25 protein-coding genes are annotated in these 22,189 nt (G+C 64.9%); 13 read left to right on the top strand and 12 right to left on the bottom strand.

What is annotated here, in order from left to right; genetic code table 11:
• Positions 1-249: 249 nt before the first annotated feature.
• Together AC07UC_RS15430 and AC07UC_RS15425 are read right to left on the bottom strand one after the other, a co-directional pair.
• Positions 250-1,191, bottom strand: coding sequence for an IS110 family transposase (locus AC07UC_RS15430; protein WP_494906607.1), 942 nt, complete (start codon positions 1,189-1,191; stop codon positions 250-252).
• A 340-nt stretch (positions 1,192-1,531) separates the two neighbouring features.
• Entirely contained in the window at positions 1,532-1,831 is a 300-nt protein-coding gene (locus AC07UC_RS15425) for a hypothetical protein (RefSeq protein WP_140774096.1), read from the bottom strand.
• A 172-nt stretch (positions 1,832-2,003) separates the two neighbouring features.
• Between AC07UC_RS15425 and AC07UC_RS15420 the strand changes: the two genes are divergently transcribed.
• Entirely contained in the window at positions 2,004-2,366 is a 363-nt protein-coding gene (locus tag AC07UC_RS15420) for a hypothetical protein (RefSeq protein ID WP_494906606.1), read from the top strand.
• A 106-nt stretch (positions 2,367-2,472) separates the two neighbouring features.
• Positions 2,473-3,051, top strand: coding sequence for a flagellar basal body-associated protein FliL (locus tag AC07UC_RS15415; protein WP_494906605.1), 579 nt, complete (start codon positions 2,473-2,475; stop codon positions 3,049-3,051).
• Positions 3,052-3,253: 202 nt separating this feature from the next.
• Here the strand turns inward: AC07UC_RS15415 and AC07UC_RS15410 are convergent, their stop codons facing one another.
• The 3 genes from AC07UC_RS15410 to AC07UC_RS15400 all read right to left on the bottom strand — a co-directional run bounded on the left by AC07UC_RS15410 (position 3,254) and on the right by AC07UC_RS15400 (position 7,048).
• The gene (locus tag AC07UC_RS15410; protein WP_140774098.1) at positions 3,254-4,270 is read right to left on the bottom strand and encodes an ABC transporter permease; all 1,017 of its coding nucleotides are present in this window, start codon (positions 4,268-4,270) and stop codon (positions 3,254-3,256) included.
• Positions 4,267-5,865, bottom strand: a complete 1,599-nt coding sequence (locus AC07UC_RS15405; protein WP_494906604.1) for a sugar ABC transporter ATP-binding protein — start codon at positions 5,863-5,865, stop codon at positions 4,267-4,269. The genes AC07UC_RS15410 and AC07UC_RS15405 overlap by 4 nt, the downstream gene beginning before the upstream one ends.
• Positions 5,866-6,100: 235 nt before the next feature.
• Positions 6,101-7,048, bottom strand: coding sequence for a substrate-binding domain-containing protein (locus AC07UC_RS15400; RefSeq protein ID WP_140774100.1), 948 nt, complete (start codon positions 7,046-7,048; stop codon positions 6,101-6,103).
• A 734-nt stretch (positions 7,049-7,782) separates the two neighbouring features.
• Between AC07UC_RS15400 and AC07UC_RS15395 the strand changes: the two genes are divergently transcribed.
• Positions 7,783-8,481 carry a RibD family protein gene (locus tag AC07UC_RS15395; RefSeq protein ID WP_494906603.1) on the top strand — a complete coding sequence of 233 codons (699 nt, stop codon included), beginning with the start codon at positions 7,783-7,785 and terminating at the stop codon, positions 8,479-8,481.
• 528 nt (positions 8,482-9,009) lie between these two features.
• On the opposite strand, the gene AC07UC_RS15390 is transcribed toward AC07UC_RS15395, so the two are convergent.
• Positions 9,010-9,894 carry an SDR family oxidoreductase gene (locus AC07UC_RS15390; RefSeq protein ID WP_140774102.1) on the bottom strand — a complete coding sequence of 295 codons (885 nt, stop codon included), beginning with the start codon at positions 9,892-9,894 and terminating at the stop codon, positions 9,010-9,012.
• Between the two features lie 100 nt (positions 9,895-9,994).
• Between AC07UC_RS15390 and AC07UC_RS15385 the strand changes: the two genes are divergently transcribed.
• Positions 9,995-10,819 carry a helix-turn-helix transcriptional regulator gene (locus AC07UC_RS15385; protein ID WP_494906602.1) on the top strand — a complete coding sequence of 275 codons (825 nt, stop codon included), beginning with the start codon at positions 9,995-9,997 and terminating at the stop codon, positions 10,817-10,819.
• 17 nt (positions 10,820-10,836) lie between these two features.
• Here AC07UC_RS15385 and AC07UC_RS15380 read toward each other — a convergent pair whose 3' ends face one another.
• Together AC07UC_RS15380 and AC07UC_RS15375 are read right to left on the bottom strand one after the other, a co-directional pair.
• The gene (locus tag AC07UC_RS15380) at positions 10,837-11,742 is read right to left on the bottom strand and encodes an SDR family NAD(P)-dependent oxidoreductase (RefSeq protein ID WP_494906601.1); all 906 of its coding nucleotides are present in this window, start codon (positions 11,740-11,742) and stop codon (positions 10,837-10,839) included.
• A 53-nt stretch (positions 11,743-11,795) separates the two neighbouring features.
• On the bottom strand, positions 11,796-12,362 hold the full coding sequence (locus tag AC07UC_RS15375) for a TetR/AcrR family transcriptional regulator (RefSeq protein ID WP_494906600.1): 567 nt from the start codon (positions 12,360-12,362) through the stop codon (positions 11,796-11,798).
• Between the two features lie 218 nt (positions 12,363-12,580).
• On the opposite strand from AC07UC_RS15375, the gene AC07UC_RS15370 reads away from it, so the two are divergent.
• Entirely contained in the window at positions 12,581-13,006 is a 426-nt protein-coding gene (locus tag AC07UC_RS15370; protein WP_494906599.1) for a GFA family protein, read from the top strand.
• Positions 13,007-13,012: 6 nt separating this feature from the next.
• On the opposite strand, the gene AC07UC_RS15365 is transcribed toward AC07UC_RS15370, so the two are convergent.
• Entirely contained in the window at positions 13,013-13,468 is a 456-nt protein-coding gene (locus tag AC07UC_RS15365) for an SRPBCC family protein (RefSeq protein ID WP_494906598.1), read from the bottom strand.
• A 173-nt stretch (positions 13,469-13,641) separates the two neighbouring features.
• On the opposite strand from AC07UC_RS15365, the gene AC07UC_RS15360 reads away from it, so the two are divergent.
• Positions 13,642-14,079 carry a YqaA family protein gene (locus AC07UC_RS15360; RefSeq protein WP_494908943.1) on the top strand — a complete coding sequence of 146 codons (438 nt, stop codon included), beginning with the start codon at positions 13,642-13,644 and terminating at the stop codon, positions 14,077-14,079.
• A gap of 35 nt (positions 14,080-14,114) precedes the next feature.
• Here AC07UC_RS15360 and AC07UC_RS15355 read toward each other — a convergent pair whose 3' ends face one another.
• Positions 14,115-14,885, bottom strand: a complete 771-nt coding sequence (locus AC07UC_RS15355; protein ID WP_202326621.1) for an IclR family transcriptional regulator — start codon at positions 14,883-14,885, stop codon at positions 14,115-14,117.
• A 42-nt stretch (positions 14,886-14,927) separates the two neighbouring features.
• Entirely contained in the window at positions 14,928-16,130 is a 1,203-nt protein-coding gene (locus tag AC07UC_RS15350) for an adenosylhomocysteinase (RefSeq protein WP_494906597.1), read from the bottom strand.
• Positions 16,131-16,298: 168 nt separating this feature from the next.
• On the opposite strand from AC07UC_RS15350, the gene AC07UC_RS15345 reads away from it, so the two are divergent.
• From AC07UC_RS15345 to AC07UC_RS15315, 7 genes are all read left to right on the top strand, one after another.
• Positions 16,299-17,678: a sodium:solute symporter family protein gene (locus AC07UC_RS15345; protein ID WP_140774110.1), complete on the top strand. Its 1,380-nt coding sequence runs from the start codon at positions 16,299-16,301 to the stop codon at positions 17,676-17,678.
• An 82-nt stretch (positions 17,679-17,760) separates the two neighbouring features.
• A complete protein-coding gene (locus AC07UC_RS15340) occupies positions 17,761-18,204 on the top strand; it encodes a cytidine deaminase (protein ID WP_056571043.1) in 444 nt (147 codons plus the stop codon).
• Positions 18,205-18,348: 144 nt separating this feature from the next.
• Complete coding sequence (blh, locus tag AC07UC_RS15335; RefSeq protein WP_494906596.1) at positions 18,349-19,644, top strand: bifunctional sulfur transferase/dioxygenase Blh; 1,296 nt, start codon at positions 18,349-18,351, stop codon at positions 19,642-19,644.
• Between the two features lie 26 nt (positions 19,645-19,670).
• Positions 19,671-19,976, top strand: a complete 306-nt coding sequence (bigR, locus tag AC07UC_RS15330; RefSeq protein WP_494908942.1) for a sulfite-sensing transcriptional repressor BigR — start codon at positions 19,671-19,673, stop codon at positions 19,974-19,976.
• Positions 19,973-20,383 (top strand): YeeE/YedE family protein, encoded by a 411-nt coding sequence (locus AC07UC_RS15325; protein WP_494906595.1) that lies wholly within the window; start codon positions 19,973-19,975, stop codon positions 20,381-20,383. Before bigR ends, AC07UC_RS15325 begins: the two co-directional genes overlap by 4 nt.
• On the top strand, positions 20,380-20,814 hold the full coding sequence (locus tag AC07UC_RS15320) for a DUF6691 family protein (RefSeq protein WP_494906594.1): 435 nt from the start codon (positions 20,380-20,382) through the stop codon (positions 20,812-20,814). Before AC07UC_RS15325 ends, AC07UC_RS15320 begins: the two co-directional genes overlap by 4 nt.
• On the top strand, positions 20,811-21,593 hold the full coding sequence (locus AC07UC_RS15315; RefSeq protein ID WP_494906593.1) for a sulfite exporter TauE/SafE family protein: 783 nt from the start codon (positions 20,811-20,813) through the stop codon (positions 21,591-21,593). The genes AC07UC_RS15320 and AC07UC_RS15315 overlap by 4 nt, the downstream gene beginning before the upstream one ends.
• Here the strand turns inward: AC07UC_RS15315 and AC07UC_RS15310 are convergent.
• A complete protein-coding gene (locus tag AC07UC_RS15310) occupies positions 21,580-22,188 on the bottom strand; it encodes a class I SAM-dependent methyltransferase (protein ID WP_494906592.1) in 609 nt (202 codons plus the stop codon). The two genes, AC07UC_RS15315 and AC07UC_RS15310, sit on opposite strands and share 14 nt — an antisense overlap.
• Position 22,189: the final 1 nt, after the last annotated feature.

Here is a 22,189-nt window from a genome sequence, read left to right as displayed (position 1 = left end):
CTACCGTCCGGCGCGCCAATCCGCACTTGGCTTTGCACTGCTGAATCTCTCAGGAGTCACGGCATGGATCCTAGGGTCTGCGCCGCGTCGCTTCGCTCCTTGCTCCGCCCTAGGATGACGAAATCGGGGAGGCTGGAAGCCAACCACAAAGACCTGAGACCGCTGTCCACGATAACGCGCAACCCACTGAGCTGCAGCAGATGGAAAGCGCGACTTCGCAGATTAGCCGAAGCCTCCTTCCCCTCGTCATCAACTCTGAGGAATGGTGGCGTCTCTGAGCCTGGCGTTTAGGGTAACGACGATCTTTCGCATGACTGCAGCGATGGCCACCATTGGCTTTTTGCCGTTGGCGATGAGGCGTTTGTAGAAAGTTGCGAACTCGCCCCTTCCGGCAGCGGCGTGCAATGCGGGCATGTAGAGCATGCTCCTGATCTCCGGTCGTCCGCCACGGATTTTGCGGTAGCCTTGCTTTTGTCCGCTGTCGTTTGGATGAGGCGCGAGCCCTGCAAGCGCGGCAGCCTTTCGACGTGTCATGGTGCCGAGTTCGGGCAAGATGGCCAGCAGCTTGGCGGCCACGATTGGGCCGAGACTGTCCATGGCCGTGCAGATGGCGGCTCGATGCTTGAGGGCGCTGCTGTTGGCGATCAGCTCGCGCATGGCTGCATCGATCGCCTGGATCTGACGCTCGACGACTTTGATCACGGCCTCGAAGGAGGCGGCGAGGTCTCGAGCACTAGGTGCCTTGGCGCGGTTCTTCTCGGCGATCTTGATGGCGATGAGCTCCTGGCGGCGGCGCACCAAGGCGCGCAAGCGGGTCTCGTCGGGGTCCGGAGCCTGCCAAAGGGTCAGCTTTTCCCAGCGTTCGCGGCCGTAGGCCCTCAACATCGCGGCATCGATGGCATCGCTCTTACCGTGGGTGCCGTAGGAGCGGATGAAGCTCTTGACCTTGAGCGTGTCGGCGCGATGGCAGGCGATGCCGGCACGCAGGCACTCTTCGAGCAGCAGGCCTTCATGGCCACCGGTCGGTTCACAGACCACAAGGTCTGCCTGCTTGTGGCTCTTGAGGAAGGCGCGGATCGTGCGTCGCTGGTTGTCGATGACATGGGTGGTGGTGCCATCGGCGGCGGTGATGGTGTCCTTGGCGATATCGAGGCCGAGGCACAGTTTCGGTTGTTGGTGCAAGAAGGCCATGCTGGTGGTATCCTTGTCAGGCTTCGGATTGTTTGCGGGCGTGGCGCCAGCCAGCGGCCAATCAACTCTCCAAGCGATGGCGGACAAAGACGGCAGGGACCATGATGACGTCGGGTGTTGCCCGATCCCAGGGACGGTCGCCTGCCGCCGGGACTGCCGGTTGTGATGGGCCGCAGTCCCGGCCGCCAGACTACCCGATCCTTCTCAAACAATCCTAGGGCGAAGCAGCCGCGCAGCGGCGTCGCGCAGACCCTAGGATCCATGCCGCGACAAGGACAAAGGGCACCGCGCAGCAGAACGAATCCAGCCAGCGCGGTTCCGTCCGATACTCGCCCCGCCCTCAAGCCCGCCTCGCCTCCACCAGCACCTCGCGCTCGCTCAGCATCTGCGCTTCGCTGCGCACGCGCTGGCGCTCGTCGATGAACGCCGCCTGGATCGACACCGCCGTGCCCGGCAGCCCGTCGGCGCGGCAGGCCGAGCAGACGATGCGTCCCGAAAGCTCCGCCAGCGGCGTGCTGCCCGTCACCCCGAAGCGCCGGAGTTCATCGGGTTTCCACCACCTGTTGCGGCCGCAATCGGCGCACTCGACCGATATCGAGACGACATGCGCGATAACTGGTTTCCTGCCCGGCAATGCCATTGCCTCTCCACCCCATTTGTTCCTGATTTGTTCGTATATTCCTGCCTTTTGAGCCCGGAGTCGAGTCGCAGTTTTCACACTTGGCCAAAAGTTTCTCTTCTATAGTTTTTTGAGTTATGCTTATATATCCAGATAAATGTGAGTCGCCTGCCGCACAGACCCGGGAGCAACGATGGATGCCGCCGATTTCGCCCGCGCCTGCGGTTACACCGGCGACAGCCCTGCTTTGCTCGAAGCCTTCGAGGCGATCCGCCGCAGCGGCATCGCGCAGGCTCGCCAGGACCATTTCCGGCGCAAAGCCCTTATTGACGAACTGAAACAATCCGAGCCGCTGTTCCTGGCCGCGATCGGCCCGGCGCTGTCGGCCGACGAGGCCATCGAGGACACCACCCGCTTCATCTCCTTCTGGCGCGCCATGCCGCGCTGGCGCCAGGAGCGGCGCCTGCCCGACCTCGTCAGGGCCAGACAGCAGCGTCTCCTGGCGCGCTTCTTCCGCCGCTACGGCCACCGCCTGTGGGCGCTCGAAGCGGCTTGAGGCCCGGGCGTCTTGACCACCCGGCTGGCTTGGCACCGCACCGGCCCTGATTCCGTCGGATTGCTGCGCTGATTGGTAGCCTCGAAATGCGCCCGAGGGACCCGCCATGACACGCACTGTTCTCGCCGCCCTGTGGATGCTGGCGCTTGCCCTGTCCGCCCATGCCGGCGGCGACAGCGCATCAGGGCTTGCCGACGCCACCGTGCTGATCGTGCGCCATGGCGAAAAGCCCGACGGCGGCACCGGCCTGTCGCCCAAAGGCGAAGCCCGCGCGCAGGCCTATGTCGGCTATTTCCAGCCCTTCATGCTCGACGGCACGCCGTTCCGGCCCAATATGCTGGTGGCCAGTACCGATTCCAAAAACAGTGCGCGCGAACGGCTGACGCTGACGCCGCTCTCCGAAGCCTTGAAACTGCCCATCGACCAGCGCTTCGCCGACAAGGACGTCAAAGCCCTCGTCGCGGCGCTCGCCACCGAAACCCACGGCAAGTCGATCCTGATCGCCTGGCATCACGGCGAGCTGGGAAAACTCATCAAGGCCTTCGGCGCCGACCCCAAGGCGCTGCTGCCGAACGGCAAATGGCCCGGCGATGTCTTCAACTGGGTGGTGGTGTTGCGCTTTGATCACGCCGGGCAGCTGGTCCCGGGGTCGGCGCGGATCATCGAGGAGAAGCTGCCGGGGTGAAATGGATTTCGGCTGGTGCGAGGCGCCCCCCTCTGTCCTGCCGGACATCTCCCCCACAAGGGGGGAGATTGGCAGTTTCGTCGGCATCGCTTTTTCTTCAGCGCTGAAAATTGGCGAAGGCCGTCATGGCATCCGATCTCCCCCCTGGTGGGGGAGATGTCCGGCAGGACAGAGGGGGGCGCCTCGCGCAGACCTCTCGTCCCTACCGCCTCACCCTCGATTTCAGCCACCTGTCGAACGCCACCGCCAGGATCAGGATCAGCCCGATCACGATGCTCTGCGTGTAGGACGACACATTGTTGAACTGCAGCCCGTTCTGCAGCACGCCGATCAACGCCGCGCCCACCACTGTGCCGCCCACCGAGCCGATGCCGCCGAACAGCGAGGTGCCGCCGATGACGACGGCGGAGATGACCGTCAGCTCATAGCCGATGCCTGCCACCGCTTCGGAAGAGTTCAGCCTGGCCGACAGCACGAAGGCGGCAAGGCCGGCGAAGAAGCCGACGATGACATAGACCGAGACCAGGATGCGGTCGACGCGCAGGCCGGACAGGCGTGCCGCCTCCGCATTGCCGCCAACGGCATAGACGGCGCGGCCATAGCGTGTGTAGCGCAGCACGATGTGGCACAGGATGGCGGCGATGGCGAAGATGATCGCCGGCACCGGCACCGGCCCGATCAGGCCCGTACCGAACCAGCGCATCGAGGCGTCGAAGCCGGAGATCGGGCCGCCATTGGAGATGGTCAGCGTCAGCCCGCGAAACACCGTCAGCCCGCCCAGCGTGACGACGAAAGGCGGTACTTTCAGCCGGGTGATGGCAAGCCCCTGCACGCCGCCGGCGGCGGCACCGACGATGACGGCGGCGAGCAGCGCGGCGAACCAGCCATAGCCCTGCGTGCCTGATGTCGACAGCGACAGCGTGTTGGCCGCCCCGCCCTTGGCGACGACGGCGGCCACCATGCCGCAGAAGGCCAGCAGCGAGCCGACCGACAGGTCGATGCCGGCGGTGAGGATGACGAAGGTCATGCCGAGCGCGATCAGCCCGGTGATCGAGATCTGCCTGGTGATGTTGAACAGGTTGATCGGATCGATGAAGCTCGGCTTCAGCACGGTGAACACGATGACCAGCGCCGCGAGGAACAGCAGCGGCCCGAAACTCATCAACAGCCGCGCGATCGTCACGCCGCCGCGCTGGCTCTGCTCTTCGGCGATGCTCATCGTGCCTGCCCCTCCGCTGGCTGTTCCTGCGCGTCCTGGCTCAGCGCATCTTGGCTGTCGAGCGCCATCAGTTCCATCAGTTTTTCCTCGTTTGCCTCGACGCCAGGCATTTCGCCGGTGATGCGCCCCCGCCGCATGGTGACGATGCGGTCCGACACCGCCAGAACCTCGGGCAGTTCGGACGAGATCATCATCACCGCGATGCCGCGCGCCGCCAATTGCACCAGGATCTGGTGCACCTCCGCCTTGGCGCCGACATCGACGCCGCGTGTCGGCTCGTCGACGATCAGCACTTTGGGATCGCGCGCCAGCCAGCGCGCCAGGATCACCTTCTGCTGGTTGCCGCCCGACAGGCCCTCGATCGCCTGTTCGGCGGAGGCCATGCGGATCGACAGCATTTTCCTGAAACCCGAAAGCGCATCGCGCTCGCGCCGCTCGGCCATGAAACCGAAACCGTTGCTGAATGCGCCGAGCGAGGCGACGGAGAAATTCGGCAAGATGCCGAGGGCTGCAAAGATCGCTTGGTGCTTGCGGTCCTCCGGCACCAGGCCGATGCCGAGCGCAATGGCGTCGGCCGGCGAGGCCGGTGCGATGGATTTGCCCTCAAGCGTGATCGTGCCCGCCGCGATGCGATCGGCCCCGAAGATGGCGCGCGCCAGCTCCGTGCGGCCGGAACCGACAAGCCCGGCGACGCCGAGGATCTCGCCCGCCTTGAGGTCGATGTCGACGCCATCGAGCACGATGGCATGCGGCGCCTCCGGGTCGCGCACGGTGCGCAGGCCGCGCACAGACAACACGACATCGCCGGCCACCGCGCGCTGCGCCGGCCTTGCGTAAAGTTCGGAAGCCGCGCGGCCGACCATCTTTTCGATGATCCGCGGCAACTGGATCGGCCGTCCCTGGTCGCGGTCGAGATGCCCGGCCAGCCGGCCGTCGCGCAGCACCGTCATGCGGTCGCAGATGGCGGACGCCTCCTCCAGCCGGTGGGTGACGAACATGATGGCGACCTTGTCCTGGCGCAGCCGGTCCATGATCGACAAAAGCCGCTGCACCTCGGTCTCGGTCAGCGCCGAGGTCGGTTCGTCCATGATGATCAGCCGGCTTTTCAGCGACAGCGCGCGGGCAATCTCGACCAGCTGCTGCTCGGCCACCGACAGCGCCGAGACCGGCGTCATCGGATCGATGGAGAGCCCGACGCGGGCGATGATCGCGCGAGAGTCATCCTCCATCTTGCGCCAGCTCACCAGCCCGAGCGGCCCGACCGGCGCGCGGCCGATGAAAATGTTCTCCGCCACCGTCAGCGTCGGGATCAGGCTGAGTTCCTGGTAGATGGTGACGATGCCGAGCCGCTTGGCATCCTGCGGGCTGGAAGGCGCATAGTCGGCGCCGTCGAAAGTGATGCGCCCGCTGGATGGCGGCATGACGCCGGACAGGATTTTCAGCAGCGTCGATTTGCCGGCACCATTCTCGCCAAGCAGGCCGAGGATTTCGCCGGGTCGAACATCGAGGGAGACGTCGCTCAGCGCGGTGACACCGGCGAAATGCTTGGTGACCCCTTCGACGGCAAGCAGGACAGGTGCGGCTTCAGCTGGCAAGGGTTGCTCCCGGATTACAGCAGGCAGCGGGACAGCGCCCCCCTCTGTCCTGCCGGACATCTCCCCCACGAGGGGGGAGATTGGATGTCACGCCGGCTTTCGCCAATCTCAAACGTCGCAAGAAAGGCGCGGTCGAATAAGTTGCCGATCTCCCCCCAAGTGGGGGAGATGTCCGGCAGGACAGAGGGGGGCGCTGTACCGCCAACCTTGCCAATGAGCCTTTCCCCGCCAAGTTCTACTTCGTCTCGTTCAGCCTCTCGGCCTTGTCGAGATTGTCCTTGCCGATGACGATCGGCGTCAACAGCACCAGCTTCTCCTTCGGCTCGGTCTTGTTCTTGGCGTAGGCGACCGCGATCTGCACAGCGGTGCGCGACTGCTGGCCGGGGAACTGTTCGACCGTGCCGGCGAGCTTGCCGTCGCGGACCGCGACCAGCGCTTCCGGCAGCGCGTCGAAGCCGTAGATCTTGACGTCGGTGAAGTTGCGCGCCGCGCACGCCTCGAGCGCGCCGAGCGCCATGTCGTCATTGGCGCAGATGATGGCGTCCGGCTTGCCGTTGGCGGCAAGCCCGGCTTCCGTCACCGACAGCGCTTCGGCGCGGGCGAAGTTGGCGGTCTGCTCGAAAATGATCTGGTACTTGTCCTTCAGGGGATCGAGCACATTGTGGACGCCCTTGTTGCGATCGATGGCCGGACCGGCACCCGGCTGGCCCTGCAGGTGGAACAGCTTGGCGCCATTGGGGAACGCCGCCACGACCGCCTGCGCTTCCGCCTCGCCGCCCTTCACATTGTCGGCGCCGACATGGGCCAGTATGCCCTGGACACCGTCGACGCGACGGTCGATCGTCACCACGGGAACGCCGGCCTTGACCGCTTCCTCGATGGCCGGCGCCAGCGCGTTGACGTCGAGCGGCGAAATCACGATGGCGTTGACCTTCTGCACCAGGGCCGCCTCGATGTCCGCTGTCTGCTTGGTGGCCGAATTCTGGCCGTCGCTCTCGGTCAGGTTGACGCCCTGCGCCTGCGCTTCCGCCTTGATCTCGTTCAGCATGTGCACGAAGAACGGAAAGCCGAGATTGGGCACCGAGCCCAGGATGGTGAGCTTGTCCTCGGCGAACGCCGAACGTGCGGCCAGCACCATTGCGCCCGCGGCCACGGACGTCATCAGGAATTCACGTCTGTTCATGGTTGATCCTCCTCCACAAGAACGCACGGCCCCGGAAACCGGGACGGTTTCAGGAAGGGATCATGCGTCGGTTCAAAGTGTTGGAGCATCCTCCTTGCGCCCGATGGCGCATGCCGCTCCAGCTGATCGCCGTTGCAAAAAACTGCCTCCCATCGGCATCAGCAAAGGGATGCTAACCCAGGGTCAACCATTTGTGCAACATCGATATAACAGTGCCGGACGACGAATTATCGGAATTGTCGGATTTTTGGATTCCCGGCAGGCAAGGGCGGGCCGACCTTGCATCATCTGGAACACACCGGCCAGAGCGCAATCCGCCATGAAAATGCATGGCTGACGGTGCTCCGGGATACCGCACTATTGCGTTTGGGCAACAGAGGCAAACCAACCGGGCAACTTCTGTCAGGCGGGTTGACAATCGCCATCGGCCCGGCAGTTTAGCGCGGTTTGAGGGCCAACGGGGATTCCCAGCATGAAAAAGACTTATGAGCCGCCGCGGATAGTCAGGCGCGGTAAACTTGGTTTGCTTGCCGCCGAGCCGGTACCACTCTCACCGCCGCCGCAGATTGATTGATTGCGATTCCTTTGGCCGCCGTCACACGGCCCGTGGCCGGTTGACAGGGTGCCTCACCGCACCAATTGATGGTGGTAGCCAGACACTATCGCGCTTCGCGGGAAGCCCGTTGCCCAGGAGGTGGCGGGCTTTTTGTTTGGACACCACTCGGAGAACCCGCATGAAGCCGCACATCATCTGCCATATGCTCGCCTCGCTCGACGGCGGCCTTCACCCCAGCCGCTACACCGCCAGCCCGGACGGGACCCGGGCCGAGTGGTCAGGCCTGTATGAACAGATCCACGGCGACCTCGAAGGCGACGCCTGGATCGTCGGCCGCGTCACCATGGCCGAGATGAGCAAGGCCGGCGCGCACCCGCCGGCACATGCCGGCAAGGTCGAGCGGCCGCATCATTTCGCGCAACGCAATGCGGGACCCTATGCGGTTGCACTCGATGCCTCCGGCAAACTGCACTTCGCCGAGCCGGATGTCGGCGGCGACCATGTCGTGGTGCTGCTCGGGCACGGCGTCTCCGACAGCCATCTGGCGGAACTTACCGGCGACGGCGTGTCCTACATCGTGTCGGAAACGGCCGAGCTCGATCTTGCCGCAATGCTCGATGTGCTCGGGCGCGAACTCGGCATCCGCCGGCTGCTACTCGAAGGCGGCGCCGGCATCAACGGCTCCTTCTTCGCGGCCGGGCTTGTCGATGAGTTGAGCCTGCTGGTCGCCCCCGCGCTCGATGCGCGGGCGGCAAACCAGGGCTTTGTCGAGTTCGGCGAAAGCGGCCTCGCCGGGAAGATGCAGCTGTCGCTGACATCTTGCGAAACGCTGGCGCATGGGGTGATCCATCTGCGCTATGCCGTCAGCCCTGGCTGATCCTGAAAAGGTGGAACCGGTTTTCCGTCCAACCCCCATCGTGTCGTCATCCACGGGCGGAGCAAGGAGCGAAGCGACGCGGCGCAGACCCGAGGATCCATGCCGGGACTCCAACGTGTCACCACGGTGCAGAATTCTGCTCCGCTGCACCCGTCAGCACGGTCACGGCATGGATCCCAGGGTCTCCGCGACGGAGCTTCGCTCCTGCTTCGCCTAGGGATGACGAAGTTTGGAGGCTGTTGCCTGGCGCGGAAGTCTCATGGGCCGGGTGTGCTGCATTGACGAACCGCAGGCCTCCATCATTCGTCATCCTATGGCGGAGCAAGGAGCGAAGCGACGCAGCGCAGACCATAGGATCCATGCCGGGACTCCTGAGCCCCGCCACGGTGCAGAATTCTGCTCCGCTGCACATTCGTTCAACGTCACGGCATGGATCCTCGGGTCTCCGCGACGGAGCTTCGCTCCTGCTTCGCCCGTGGATGACGAAGTCGGGGAGGCTTCCGCCAACCTCGAACGGTGCTATGCCCCTCAGTACCGCATCGCATCCAGATCGGCGATCAGCGTCGGGCCGGTCGGGTGCCAGCCGAGCCGTGCCTGGGTCAGCGCGCTGGAGGCAGGCAGGTCCATGGGGGCGAACATCGCCATCCAGCCGAAATGCTCCGCCGCCTTTTCCGGCGCGATCGAGACGACCGGCAGGTTGAGGCCCCGGCCAAGCGCCTCGGCGATCGCGCGCACTTCGACGCCTTCCTCGCCGACCGCGTGATAGCGCGCGCCCGGCTGCCGCTTTTCCACGGCCAACCTGTAGAGCCGCGCCGCGTCCAGGACATGGCCGGCGGAGAAGCGGTTGCGGCCTTCGCCGACATAGGCCGAAACGCCTTTCTGCCGCGCGATCTCGATGAGCGGCGAGATGAGCCCCTGCTTGACCGGATTGTGCACCTGCGGCAGGCGCACCACCGACACATTGACACCGGCCTCCAGCAAGGCATTGCCGGCGAGTTCCGAGGCGATGCGCGGGTTGGGATGGCTGGGATTGAAGACATCCTCGACCGCCAGCTGGCCATGTCCCGGGCTGCCCATGCCAACGCCCGACGTGATCACCAGCGGCCGGTCTGAGCCGGCCAGCGCCGCACCAAGGGCCGCGATAACGCGCTTGTCCTTTTCGCAATTCTCGGCAAAGCGCGAAAAGTCATGGTCGAACGCCGTGTGGATCACGGCGTCCGCCTTCGCCGCGCCGTCGCGCAGGCCCTCCGGCTCTTCAAGGGTCCCGCGATGCACCTCGGCGCCTGCCGCAGCGAGTGCCTCGGCGCCTGCCTCGGAGCGGGTGACGCCGACCACCTGATGGCCGGCCTTGATGAGTTCGGGAACGATCGCCGAGCCGATGAAGCCGGTCGCGCCGGTCAAAAAGATACGCATGCAAAATCTCCTGCGGTTGCCTGCGTAATATCGACGGTCTATTATTCCATTAAAGTAGTGACCTTATCATGGTATAATCTTTAACAGGGTGCCTGACAGAATGCCTTCCCCCGGTTCACTCGCAGCCTTCCTGAAAGACCGGCGCACCCGGCTCGACCCCGCCTCGTTCGGCTTTTCCGGCCGCAGGCGCACGCCGGGGCTGCGCCGCGAAGAGGTCGCCCAGCGCGCCAATATCAGCCCGACCTGGTACACATGGCTGGAACAGGGCCGCGGCGGCGCGCCTTCGGCCGATGTGCTGAACCGCATCGCCAAGGGGCTGCTTTTGACCGAGGCGGAGCGCGAACATCTCTTCATGCTCGGGCTCGGCCGCCCGCCCGAGGTTCGCTACCGGGGCGACGAAGGCGTCAGCCCCCGGCTGCAACGCCTCATCGACACGCTCGATGCCAGCCCGGCTCTGGTCAAGACCGCGACCTGGGACGTCGTTGCCTGGAACCGCGCCGCTGAGGTCGTGCTGACCGACTACAGCACCATCCCCGCCGGCCGGCGCAACGTCCTGCGCTTCATGTTCCTTACGCCCCACATCCGCGCCAAGCAGCACGATTGGCAAAACCTCGCCCGTTTCGTGGTCGGCGCCTTCCGCGCCGACGCCGCGCGCGCCGGCGCGGTCTCCGAGGTAACCCAGCTGGTGGACGAACTGTGCAACGGCAGCCCCGAATTCGCCGTCCTGTGGCGGGAGAACGACGTGCTCGCCCATGGCGACGGAACAAAGCGCCTGAAGCACCCGGAACTGGGGGACATCGAGCTGGAATACTCGTCCTTCGCGGTCGACGGCAGGCCGGATTTGAACCTGACCGTCTACAACCCGATCGACAGCAAGGTCGCGGACCGCATCCGCGCGCTGGCCCGGCACCCCAAAGCGGCTTGAAGCTCCAACTTCATCGCCTAAGCTATTACCTTGGCAAGAAAATCCCGGGTCTCGGCAACCACGCGATCCTGGAATTGCGGGTCACGGGCAAGCGTCGAGGCGAGCATAGGCTCACCGACCTCGTCGTAATAGACGCCGGTCGCCCCTGATGGATTGAGCAAGGCCTTGGTTATGACGCGGGCCGCGCGCTTTGGCGTGCTCCAGTATTTGATATAAGGGGCGACCAGCGACAGGACAGGCAGCAGCAGGTAGCGCAGCAACACATTGGCATCGCGTCCGAGTCCGGTCGCCGGTGCGAATCCCGGTTCGACGGCATTGAAGCGCAGACGCGGCGTCTCGCGCGCGAACGCCATGGCCGATGCGAGAATGCACAGCTTCGACGTGGCGTAGGCATCCGCACCTGGCATCGTCGAGCCGCCCCGCAGCCACTCCCCGCGCGCGCTGGCTTCCACGCTGACGAAGCGGCCGCCGCGAAAACCGGCAATCCGGGCCGGCCTGCGTTCGGGGTCTTCGGCCCCCGAGACGATGAATACGACATTGGCGCCGTCGGGAAGATGCGGCGCGAGCGCTTCGGTCAGCGCGAACGGACCGAGATGGTTTGTGGCGAACGCCAGATCCCAGCCAAGCGCATTCTGCCGCGCGCCCAGTGGCATGATGCCGGCATTGTTGAGCAGGCCGGCCATGGGAAGATCCAGTGCGACGATCTCGGCCACGGCCCTGCTCACACTCTGGGGATCGGCCAGGTCGCACACCACCGACACGGCATGCTGACTTCGTCCCGCGATGATCTTGCGCACATCGTCGAGCTTGCGCTGGTCGCGGCCAACCAGCACCACGGTGCCGTGCTTGGCCAGTTCGAGTGCCGTGAAGCGGCCTATGCCCGAGGTCGGGCCTGTGATGACGAAAGCCGGTCGTCCGGTCATCTGCGTCTCCTTTATAATTGTCTGTCTAGTCAGTCATTAATCGGTGAAATTTTTTAGGCGATCATGCGCCACATCGCGTCGAACGAGTCCGCGCAATGCTTCTGCGCATTGGCAGGATCCCGGATGATGAAATCGACGACGGCGTCGGCCACCCCTGTCATCAGCGTGGCGACAAGAGCGATCGGAACATCGCGCATGGGGCCTTCCGCGCGGCTCTGCTCCAACAATTTCGCCACGCCGGCCATGGTCCGGTGCCCGATCTCACGGCTTTGCGGCGTGATGTCGTCCGAGACCGCCAGATGCGCGAGCGTCCGGCGCTTTTGCGGCCAAGATGTCGCCCATTGCAGCGAGCCGAACCACACATGGCGCATCTGCGTGCGGATGTCGCTTTCAGTCGGAAGTCCATCGAGGGAAGCGGCGGCCATCTCCGTCTTCAGCTCGACATAGAGCTGGTTGAGCAGGTCGGCCTTGGTCTCGAAATAGGTGAACAGCGAGCCATTGGAGACACCCGCCTCCTTCGCGACAACAGCCGTTGGCGCACTCAGCCCCTGGGACGCGATGACACGCGTAGCCGCCGCCAGAATGGCGCTGCGCTTGTCCTCGCTTTTCGGTCTGGCCACGGTTTTCTCCTGGATTTGCAGCGCGGTTTATAAAAGAGTGACCAGTCAGTCAAGAGATTTTGCGCGACACGACGCGCTCTGGTGCAAGGCCGTTGGGCAATCACCCGCGGCGACGACACTGCCGGCAACGACCAGCTGGCCGGCTAACGGCGCCGAGACGTTCTTGTCCTCTTGCCAGGACCCGACGTAGAAGTGACCGAACAGGAGACACAGGCAACATGGTGGGCGACACGAACCTTCGGGCTGGCCAGTGCCATTGCGGCGCGGTGCGTTTCGAGGCGACGCTCAGCGACGGCTTCGATTCGATCCGGCGCTGCACCTGTTCTTACTGCCGGATGCGAGGCGCCGTCGTCGCCATGGCTGAAATGGGCGGGGTCAGGATCCTGCAGGGGGAGGATGCCCTGACGACATATCGCTTCCATACCGGATCGGCGCAGCACTTCTTCTGTTCCCGCTGCGGAATATACACACACCATCAACGGCGCTCGAACCAGAACCTGTATGCCGTGAACGTGGCTTGCCTGGACGGGGTAAGCCCATTCGATTTCCCGGAGGTGCCTGTCATGGATGGCGTCAATCATACGAACGACACCGGTAGGCCGACGCGTCGAGCAGGCACCCTGCGCTTCATCCCGGCTGACTGACTGTCGTCATGAGTGCCCTTCGCAGACCGCCTTCAGGATCTGCAAGGTCGGCCCCCAATAGAGATTGGCATGCGGGCGGATCGCCGGTTCGGCGAAATCGCTGAGCGTCAGCGTCAGCAGCGTTCCGCCATTCGCCGGCGCCAGGGCGAAGCTGACAACCGTGTGGTTCTCAGGCAGGTCCGCCAGGCGCGAGGCCGACAGCGTGCTCCAGTAGCTGTAGGCGAACCGCCTCTCCGGCTCGAACACCCGCACGGTGCCGTGGCTTTCGAACGGCATTCCATGCAGCACGCCGCGTATCACGATCGTACCGCCTTGATGTCCCTCCAGGCTGACGGTCAGGTCCTCGTCCGACATCCATTGCGGAATCATCCCGGGCGTCGTCAGCACCCGCCAGACCTCAGCCGGGCCGGCATCGATGGCGATCGCCTTGACGATCGGCGCGGCGCCGGTGGAACCGTTCACGGGCGCAGGGGCCGCGCGGTCGCGGCAGCGGCGCGGCCGGGACCACGCCAGGCGTGGCCGGCCGTCAAAGGGACCTCGTTCGCGCGCCGCATCATCCGGCAGACCACACTTGCAAGATCCGGCCCTGGAGGGTAGCGAGGCACCATCCTGCACCCATCCGCACAGGTAGACAGCTGACTGCGTTTTGCGCCTATGCCGGCCTGTTCCTGAGCGCCCTGGTCGCGGCCACGATCCTTCCTGCCCAGTCGGAGGCCGTTCTGGCCGTCATGCTGGCCAGCAAGGCCTATTCGGCCCTGCTGCTGCTCGCAGTCGCCAGCGCGGGAAATGTCCTGGGCGCCGTGATCAACTGGTTCCTTGGCCGGGAAATCCTGCGCTTCTCGGGTCGCCGCTGGTTTCCGGTCACGCCGGCCGCCCTTCAATCCGCCTCTAAATGGTACCATCGCTACGGCAGATGGTCGTTGCTGGCCAGTTGGCTGCCGATTGTCGGCGACCCGCTCACGGTCGTCGCTGGCGTGTTGCGCGAACCGTTCTGGAGCTTCCTTGTTCTGGTCACGATCGGCAAAACGGCGCGATACGCGGTGCTGGGCTGGATCGTCCTCAGTTGGGCATGACAGGGAACCGCTTGCCGGTGACGTCCCCGGCAGTGTCATTGCGCCGGCTCGGGCGCCAGCACCAGCGCGATCTCCCGCGCCGCCTCCGCCGCGTGGCGGCGCACGGTGGCAAGGTCGAGCATGCTGTAGGTGGTCGCCACATAGGGCACGGTGAGTGCGGCGACCGACTGGCCGAACGGCCCGATGACCGGAAAGGCAAGATCGATGACGCCCGGCTGCAGCCCGTCCGCCACTTCCTCATGGCCGGCGGCGCGGATGCGGGCAAGCGCATCGCGCATTTCGGCCTTTTCATCAGGAATACCAGCGGCTTGCAGCCATTGGCTGACTCTGTCCTGCGGCTGGAACGCCATCAGCGTTCGGCCTGTCGCGGTGCCGAACAGCGGAAACTCGGCGCCGACGCGGACACGGAAGCCGAACGCCGCCGGGCTTTCCACCTGCGCCAGGATCAGCACCCTTCCGGCATTGTGGACGCCGAGATTGCAGGATTGCTGGATGGCGTCGGAAAGCCGCCGCATCGACGGCAGCGCCGCCTGGACGAGGCCACGCAACGGCTCGTGCCGGTGGGCCAGTTCGAAGAGGCGCGGCGACAGGAAATAGAGCCCGGCCGGGCGGTCGCGGAAGATGTAGCCGCGCCGCTCCAGCGCCTGCAGCACGCGGTAGATCTGGTGGATGGAGCGGCCGACCGCTTCGGAAATCTGGCCCTGGTTCAGCCCGTCCTTCTGCTCGGCCAGCAGTTCGATGATGTCGAACGCCTTTTCCAGGGCCGGTACCGAATAATCCGGCGCTTCCGCGGTCTTGCCAGCCATGCCCCACAATCCTTCAGAACCAGAATCAAGGGCTTACTATAGTTACAAGGCGGCCCCCATCGTAGCCGTCATCAGCCGGGCGATGCGCCTGTTGATGTCGTCGGGCACGGGCTGCGCGCCCCCCACCAATCCCTCGCCCCTGCTGGCCACCCGCTCCAGCGACAGCGCCTGCAGCATGAAGCCGATATCCATGGATTCGATCGAATTGCCCTTCGGCTCGACGCCGGCAAGGTTGAACATGCGCCCCTCGGCAACGAGGATGACATGGCGTCCATTGGCAAGGTCGAGGCGCCGAAGCGTGCCGTCCAGGTCGGTGGCGGACACGGTCATGGCGTTGAGACCTTCGGTGTCGATCTCCCACGGGAAATGCCCGGAATTGGCCAGCACCGCGCCATCCTGCATGACGGCGATCGCTTGCGCCGGCAGCACGCCAGCGCGGCCGGTGGCGGTGACGAACACTTCCGCCCACGGCGCGAGGTCGGCGAGCGGCGCCACGCGGTAGCCGTCGAGTGCCGCCTCCAGCGCCTTGATCTCGTCGATTTCGACGATGGCCACCCGGCCGCCCAGCGCCCGCAAATATTGCGCGATGCCGCGCCCGCACCAGCCGTAGCCGATGACGCAGAAGCGCCGGCCGGGGATCATCAGGTTGGTGATGCGCATGAAGCTTTCCACCACCGACTGGCCGACCGCGTGCTTGTTCTCGCCGATCGCCTTCAGCGGGCTGTCGTTGATGACGATGGAGGGGAACGGCACCTTGCCGGCCAGTTCGCCGCGCAGCCGGTCGCCGCCCGAGGTCGTCTCCTCGGTGCCGCCCAGTATGGACGCCGCCCTGCCCCGCTCGACGATGCCGGCGGCAAGGTCGGCGCCATTGTCGAGCAGCATGTCGGGCTCAGCGTCCAGCACCCGCGCCAGATTGGCGTGATGGTCGGCGAGTGAGTCGGCGCGGCGGCCGAAAATGCCGATGCCCTGGCTCTGCAGGAAGGCGACGACATCATCCTGGGTCGAACCGTGATTGCCGGTGCCGACGATCTCGGCGCCGCCTTCGGCCAGCACCTCGAGCAGCACCGCCGTCTTGGGCTCGACATGCAGCGACACGCCGATGCGCCGGCCAGCAAAAGGCCGCGTGCGGCGGAATTCCCCGCGCAGCCCGGCCAGCAACGCCATGCGCGAACGGATCCAGGCGATGCGGGCGCCACCGCGCTCGACCAGTTCGGGGGTCGCCGGATTGGCCTGGGCTTGGGTCATTCGAAGTCTCCGATCACGATCCAGATTAAGCACTTGCAAAAAAGTTTTTTGCATGTGACAAATCTTGTAGAGGGTCGTCAAGCCCCCACGAGAAGGGGCAACGGACAGCAGCGCGGCGCGCCCCAAGGCGTACGCGTGCCATCGGCTTTGCATGTGAAGGGGTACGAAATGGGAAATCTGGATATAGCTGTCGTCGCCATCTATCTCGTGGCGGTCACCGGCATCGGGCTGTTCTTCGCCCGCTCGATCAAGACCGAGGAAGACTACATCGTCGCCGGCCGGCGCATGGGGCCGCTATGGCTGACCATCTCCGCCTTCGCCTCCTGGACGGGCCTCGCCGGCCTGTTCGGCACGCCCGAAATGGTCGTGCGCTACGGCATATCGGGAACCTGGTGGTGGTTCACCTTCCCGATCGGCCTGCTGTTGATGGGCATCTTCCTGGCCAAGATCGTGCGCCAGCGCATGCATGTGACGACGCCCGACATCGTCGCCCAGGAATATCCCGATTCAGTGCGCGTCGCCGCCTCTCTGGTGACGAGCTGGAACTATCTCGCCTGGGCGGCGGCCCAGGTGTTCGGCATCTCCATGGTGTTCACCCTCTTCTCTGGCATGGATCCGAAGACCGGCGCCATCGTCGCCTTCCTCGTCGTCATCGTCTACACCATGCTCGGCGGCTTCCTCGCCGTGGTGGCGACCGACGTGCTGCAGGCCGTCATCTTCCTCATCGTCATCGGCGTGGTGGCGCCGTTGTTCGTCATCTTCGGGCCTGGCGTGCCGCACATCTATGAAGCGACCAAGGACATTCCCGGCTTCTACAATTTGTTCGCCAACGTGCCGCCGGCGACGCTGTTCGTCTGGTTCCTGCTCCTGCCCGCCGGCTTCATCGACACGATCGGCTTCCAGCGTGTCTTTTCCGCCAACTCGCCCGACACGGCGCGCCGGGGCATGATCAACGGCTTTCTCATCATGGCCGTGTTCGGCGTCATCCTCACCTTCCTCGGCGTCGCCGCCAAGGCGCTGCTGCCGGCCGACACCAACCCGGTCAACGCCATGCCCGACCTGATGGTGCAGCTTCTGCCGCATGGCGTCATCGGCGTGCTGGTCGCCGCCTTCCTGGCGGTGGCGATGTCGACGGCGAGCACGACCCTGCTGGTGACAGCCACCACGCTGCAGCGCGACGTGATCTCGCGGCTGCGCCCCGACGCCAGCGACCGGGAAAGGCTGTGGACCAGCCGCATCCTGCTGCTCGTGCTCGGCCTCGTCGCCCTGGTCGTGGCGCTCAGCGTGCCCGGCATCGTCACCATCCTGATGCTCGGCTTCTCGGTCTATGTGCCGGGCCTGCTGCTGCCGGTGCTGTCGGCCACCTTCGGCTGGCGCATTCCGTCCTGGTCGATGCTGGCGACCATCGTCATCGGCTCCGGCTCGACCGCGATCCTGGTGCTGCTGGGCGAGCCGGGCGGCATTCCAGCCTCGCTGGTCGGCTTCATCCTCTCGGTCGTTCCCTTCGTCGCGGGACTTGTCACGCGATCGGAACGGCAGCCGGCCTGAGCCAGCGAAAGACCGGGAAAAGCAATAAGATAAGGCTCCATCCTGAATCAGTGCGGGATGGAGCCCCGATGCGGAGAAACCAATGCTGAAGACCACTTTCGACAGGCTTTCGAGTGCCGACCAGGCGCTCGTCACCGCCGCGGCGCAAGCGCGCGACAAGGCCTACACGCCCTACTCCAACCACAAGGTCGGCTCGGCCGTGCGCACCGCATCGGGCCGGCTTTTCGCCGCCTGCAATGTCGAGGTCGTCACCCTCCAGCAATCGGTCCATGCCGAGCGCAACGCCGTGATGCAGATGGCGGCGGCGGGCGAGCGCCAGATCGAGGCCATCGTCTGCCACGGTCCCTATTCGGGCGTGCCCTGCGCCGAATGCCGGCAAGTGATCTGGGAGTTCTGCTGCGACGATCCCGAGGTGAAGATCATCGGTTCGACGCTCGACGGCGAGATCGAACTGATGACCATCGGCGAGATCTATCCAAGCCCGTACGGCCCGGGCACCAAGGGCATCGACCCGCGCAAGTTCTGAGGCGGGCCGCCGCCCGCCCCCTCCCTGAAGGTCGTTTGCGGACCACCTTCGGCGACCCGCCGCACATTTCCACGCGGACCTCTTGCACCGATCATCATTATACATTATGTGCAATTGTATATTGAACGAACCAGGTGCTCGAACATGACCATCATCCGTGTAAATGACGTGCTGAGCGTCGGTCCCCAACCCTCGATTCCCGAAGTCCGGTCGCTTGCGGGCCACGGGTTTGCGGGAATGATCAACTCTCGACCTGACGGCGAGGAGGCCTCCCAGCCCGGAGACGCCGCCGAGCGGGAAGCGGCTGCTCACGCCGATATTTCCTACACCTTCATACCCGTCACCATGCCGACCATCACGGAGGCGGACGTGCGGGCCTTCCAGGCGGCCATGGCCGATGCCGGCGGCCCGGTCTTTGCTCATTGCAAATCCGGCACCCGTGCCCTGACCCTCTATGTGCTGGGCGAGGCACTCGATGGCCGCATGTCGCCCCGGCATATCGAGGCTCTTGGTTCGAAACTCGGCTTGGACCTGTCGGCGGCGTCGCGATGGCTCGAAGCGCACAGGCGGCTGCGACCGGACGTGAAAGGGTTCTACGATCCCCGCACAGGAAGCGTGCAATATGTGGTTTCGGACCCGGACACCCGGAAATGCGCTATTGTCGATCCGGTTCTTGATTTCGACGAGAAGTCCGGAGCGACCGCGACGCGCAACGCCGACGCTATGCTTGCCTATGTCGCCGAGAACGGGTTGAGCATCGAATGGATTCTCGACACCCATCCTCATGCCGACCACCTTTCGGCCGCCCAGTATCTGAAGCAGAAGACGGGCGCCCCGACCGCGATCGGAGCGCGGGTGGTCGATGTCCAGAGTCTATGGCGGGGCATCTACAACTGGCCGGAACTTCGTATCGACGGTTCGCAGTGGGATAGGCTGTTCTCGGACGGCGACACTTTCAAGGTCGGTTCCATCGAGGCGCGCGCGATGTTCTCGCCCGGTCACACCCTCGCGTCGATCACCTATCTGATCGGCAATGCGGCCTTTGTCCACGACACCGTCTTCATGCCTGACAGCGGCACGGCTCGTGCCGATTTCCCCGGTGGGGACGCTCGCATCCTGTGGAGATCGATCCAGAGGATCCTGGAGCTTCCGGATGAAACCCGCCTGTTCACAGGCCATGATTACCAGCCGGGCGGACGCGAGCCGAAGTGGGAAAGCACGGTCGGCGAACAGAAGCGTGCCAATGCGCACCTGGCGGGCATGAATGAAGAGGCGTTTGCCGGGTTGCGCATGGCGCGTGACCGGACGCTTCCGATGCCCAAACTCATCCTGCATGCCCTGCAGGTCAACGTTCAGGCCGGGCGTCTGCCGGAGCCGGAAGCAAACGGTACGCGCTATCTGAAATTTCCCCTTGATGCATTGCCGGGAGCAGTCTGGTGAGCGAGATCCAGCCCGATACGGTGAACATGTCGCCCGCCGCCATGGAATCGCGCGCCGGCGAAGTGGCGGCCTTGCTGAAGACACTGGCGCATCCAATGCGGCTGATGCTCGTCTGCACCCTTGTCGAAGGCGAGTATTCGGTCAGCCAGCTGGAAGAAAGGCTCGACATCCATCAGCCGAACCTTTCCCAGCAACTGACCGTGTTGCGCGACGCCAACATTGTGGAAACGCGGCGAGACGGCAAACAGATCTTCTACCGGCTGACCGCCGAAAAGGCCGCTCGACTGGTTGCAGCACTTTACACGATCTTCTGTTCGGAAGGCCGGCCATGACCTCCTATCTGGTATCACTTGTCGGCGGAGCCCTCATCGGTCTTTCATCGGCCATCCTGCTGATGCTGAACGGCAGGATCGCCGGCGTCAGCGGGATTGTCGGCAGGGCGGTCCAGGGCATCGATATCCGGACAAACGCCGCCTTCGTCGCCGGATTGCTGCTTGGCCCGGTGGTGTACTTCACGGCTTTCCGTCACTGGCCGGCCGTGACCGTGACGGCGTCGCTGCCATTGGTGATGCTTGCGGGATTGCTGGTCGGCTTTGGGTCCCGGATGGGCTCGGGTTGCACCAGCGGTCATGGCGTCATGGGGCTGGCCCGGCTGTCGCCACGTTCGATCGTCGCGGTCGTGACGTTCCTTGCGAGCGGCATCGCGGCTGTCGCGGTTCTGCGCGGAGCAGTCTTGTGAAACACACCAAACTGCAGCCTGTCGCCGCCTTGGCCGCGGGCACGCTTTTCGGGTTCGGCCTGGCACTGTCGGGCATGCTCGACCCTGTCCGCGTCCAGGGCTTTCTCGACGTCTTTGGCGCGTGGGATCCGAGCCTGGCCTTCGTTCTGGGCGGTGCCGTCGCGGTTGCGATGGCGGGCATGGCCTGGATCCGGCGGATGTCGCGACCGCTGCTGGCGGATCGCTTTCATTGGCCGATGAACGCGCGGATCGACGCCCCTCTGGTCATCGGCTCGGCGATCTTCGGCCTTGGCTGGGGCCTGGGCGGGTTTTGCCCCGGCCCGGCCCTGGCTTCGCTGTCGCTTGGGCTGATGCCAACCCTGGTCTTCGTGGCCTTCATGCTGGCGGGGATGGTTGTCCATGACCGCTTCTTTCCCAGGAGACCATCATGACCGGTACATTGTTTGCCGCCGTCGGCTCCGGCGGCCTGGTCGGCTTCACCCTTGGCCTTGTCGGCGGCGGCGGATCGATCCTTGCCACGCCACTGCTGCTTTATGTCGTCGGCGTCTCCCAACCCCACATCGCCATCGGCACGGGCGCGCTTGCGGTAGCGGCCAACGCGTTCGCGAATTTTGGCAGCCATGCTTTGAAGGGTCACGTCTGGTGGCGCTGCGCGCTTGTCTTCGCCGCACTGGGTTCCGTGGGGGCCCTGGCGGGATCGACGCTTGGAAAGTCGATCGACGGGGCGCATCTGCTTTTCCTGTTCGGCCTGCTGATGCTGGTGGTTGGCGGCTTGATGGTCCTTCCCAGGCGCGGCGCCTCGACCACGGCCCGGCCCGTCGACGCCAAGATGTGCGCGATGACCGCCGCGGTCGCCATCGTCGCCGGCGCGGCCTCCGGCTTCTTCGGCATAGGTGGCGGCTTCCTCATCGTGCCCGGGCTGATCCTGGCCACCGGAATGCCGACGATCAATGCGATAGGCACGTCCCTGCTTGCCGTCGCGGCCTTCGGTCTCGCCACGGCCTTCAACTACGCGCTATCGGGAATGGTCGACTGGCAGTTGGCCGGCGAATTCATCGTTGGCGGTATTGGCGGGGGCTTGATCGGCATGTTGGCGGCAACCCGCCTGGCATCCTACAAGAACGTGCTCAACCGCATCTTCGCCGCCCTGATCTTTGTCGTCGCAGGCTATGTCCTCTACCGGAGCATCGGCGCGTTCACCCTGGGGTAGCGGCCTTGTGTTCGAACACCGCCCCGTAATGATACGGCGGCAGATCGACCATTCGCAGAAGCCGGAAACCAGCAGCCTCCAGAACCGCCGCCACCGCTTCGGGTGACATGCGCATTTCCGTCCTGGGGCCGCGCGGCTGACCAAGCACGGTCGTGCTCTCTCGCGGCAGCCGATGCCAATTGACGAGCGCGAACAGGCCGCGCGGCTTGAGCGTACGGGCGACGGATTTGACGAGAGCCGGCTGGTCGGGCACTCCGTGGAAGGTGTTGGCGATCAGCACGAAGTCGATCTTTTCAGGGATGAGTTCCGCGACTTCGCCGGCATCCGCGACAATCCAATTCAGGACCGAAACGCCGAGCCGCTTCACCTCGGCCTTGGCCGCCTCGATCATGGCCGGGTCGAGATCGAGCGCATAGACGCGGCCACCGACGATTTTCGCAAGCGGAGCGGTGAAATAGCCATCGCCGCAGCACAGGTCCAGGGCCGTCATGCCTGGCTCGACGCCCAACGACAGCAAGAGGCCCGACGGGTCTGGCCAAAGCGCCGCCCACCAATCGCGGTCAGGCATGGAGGTGGCGGGAAACATTCCAGTCATG

The sequence above is a fragment of the Mesorhizobium sp. GW821-FHT04C10 genome, from assembly GCF_059420305.1.
This window is presented reverse-complemented; position numbering and strand designations above follow the sequence as displayed.

Excerpts from the sequence above, each read along its gene's own strand:
- AC07UC_RS15380 (WP_494906601.1), bottom strand. The coding sequence starts at position 11,742 with ATGACCGGACGACCGGCTTTCGTCATCACAGGCCCGACCTCGGGCATA.
- AC07UC_RS15345 (WP_140774110.1), top strand. The coding sequence starts at position 16,299 with ATGGGAAATCTGGATATAGCTGTCGTCGCCATCTATCTCGTGGCGGTC.
- AC07UC_RS15350 (WP_494906597.1), bottom strand. The coding sequence starts at position 16,130 with ATGACCCAAGCCCAGGCCAATCCGGCGACCCCCGAACTGGTCGAGCGC.
- AC07UC_RS15325 (WP_494906595.1), top strand. The coding sequence starts at position 19,973 with ATGACCTCCTATCTGGTATCACTTGTCGGCGGAGCCCTCATCGGTCTT.
- AC07UC_RS15315 (WP_494906593.1), top strand. The coding sequence starts at position 20,811 with ATGACCGGTACATTGTTTGCCGCCGTCGGCTCCGGCGGCCTGGTCGGC.
- AC07UC_RS15370 (WP_494906599.1), top strand. The coding sequence starts at position 12,581 with ATGGTGGGCGACACGAACCTTCGGGCTGGCCAGTGCCATTGCGGCGCG.
- AC07UC_RS15410 (WP_140774098.1), bottom strand. The coding sequence starts at position 4,270 with ATGAGCATCGCCGAAGAGCAGAGCCAGCGCGGCGGCGTGACGATCGCG.
- AC07UC_RS15385 (WP_494906602.1), top strand. The coding sequence starts at position 9,995 with ATGCCTTCCCCCGGTTCACTCGCAGCCTTCCTGAAAGACCGGCGCACC.
- blh (WP_494906596.1), top strand. The coding sequence starts at position 18,349 with ATGACCATCATCCGTGTAAATGACGTGCTGAGCGTCGGTCCCCAACCC.
- bigR (WP_494908942.1), top strand. The coding sequence starts at position 19,671 with ATGTCGCCCGCCGCCATGGAATCGCGCGCCGGCGAAGTGGCGGCCTTG.
- AC07UC_RS15355 (WP_202326621.1), bottom strand. The coding sequence starts at position 14,885 with ATGGCTGGCAAGACCGCGGAAGCGCCGGATTATTCGGTACCGGCCCTG.
- AC07UC_RS15310 (WP_494906592.1), bottom strand. The coding sequence starts at position 22,188 with ATGACTGGAATGTTTCCCGCCACCTCCATGCCTGACCGCGATTGGTGG.
- AC07UC_RS15420 (WP_494906606.1), top strand. The coding sequence starts at position 2,004 with ATGGATGCCGCCGATTTCGCCCGCGCCTGCGGTTACACCGGCGACAGC.
- AC07UC_RS15425 (WP_140774096.1), bottom strand. The coding sequence starts at position 1,831 with ATGGCATTGCCGGGCAGGAAACCAGTTATCGCGCATGTCGTCTCGATA.
- AC07UC_RS15390 (WP_140774102.1), bottom strand. The coding sequence starts at position 9,894 with ATGCGTATCTTTTTGACCGGCGCGACCGGCTTCATCGGCTCGGCGATC.
- AC07UC_RS15415 (WP_494906605.1), top strand. The coding sequence starts at position 2,473 with ATGACACGCACTGTTCTCGCCGCCCTGTGGATGCTGGCGCTTGCCCTG.
- AC07UC_RS15395 (WP_494906603.1), top strand. The coding sequence starts at position 7,783 with ATGAAGCCGCACATCATCTGCCATATGCTCGCCTCGCTCGACGGCGGC.
- AC07UC_RS15340 (WP_056571043.1), top strand. The coding sequence starts at position 17,761 with ATGCTGAAGACCACTTTCGACAGGCTTTCGAGTGCCGACCAGGCGCTC.
- AC07UC_RS15430 (WP_494906607.1), bottom strand. The coding sequence starts at position 1,191 with ATGGCCTTCTTGCACCAACAACCGAAACTGTGCCTCGGCCTCGATATC.
- AC07UC_RS15400 (WP_140774100.1), bottom strand. The coding sequence starts at position 7,048 with ATGAACAGACGTGAATTCCTGATGACGTCCGTGGCCGCGGGCGCAATG.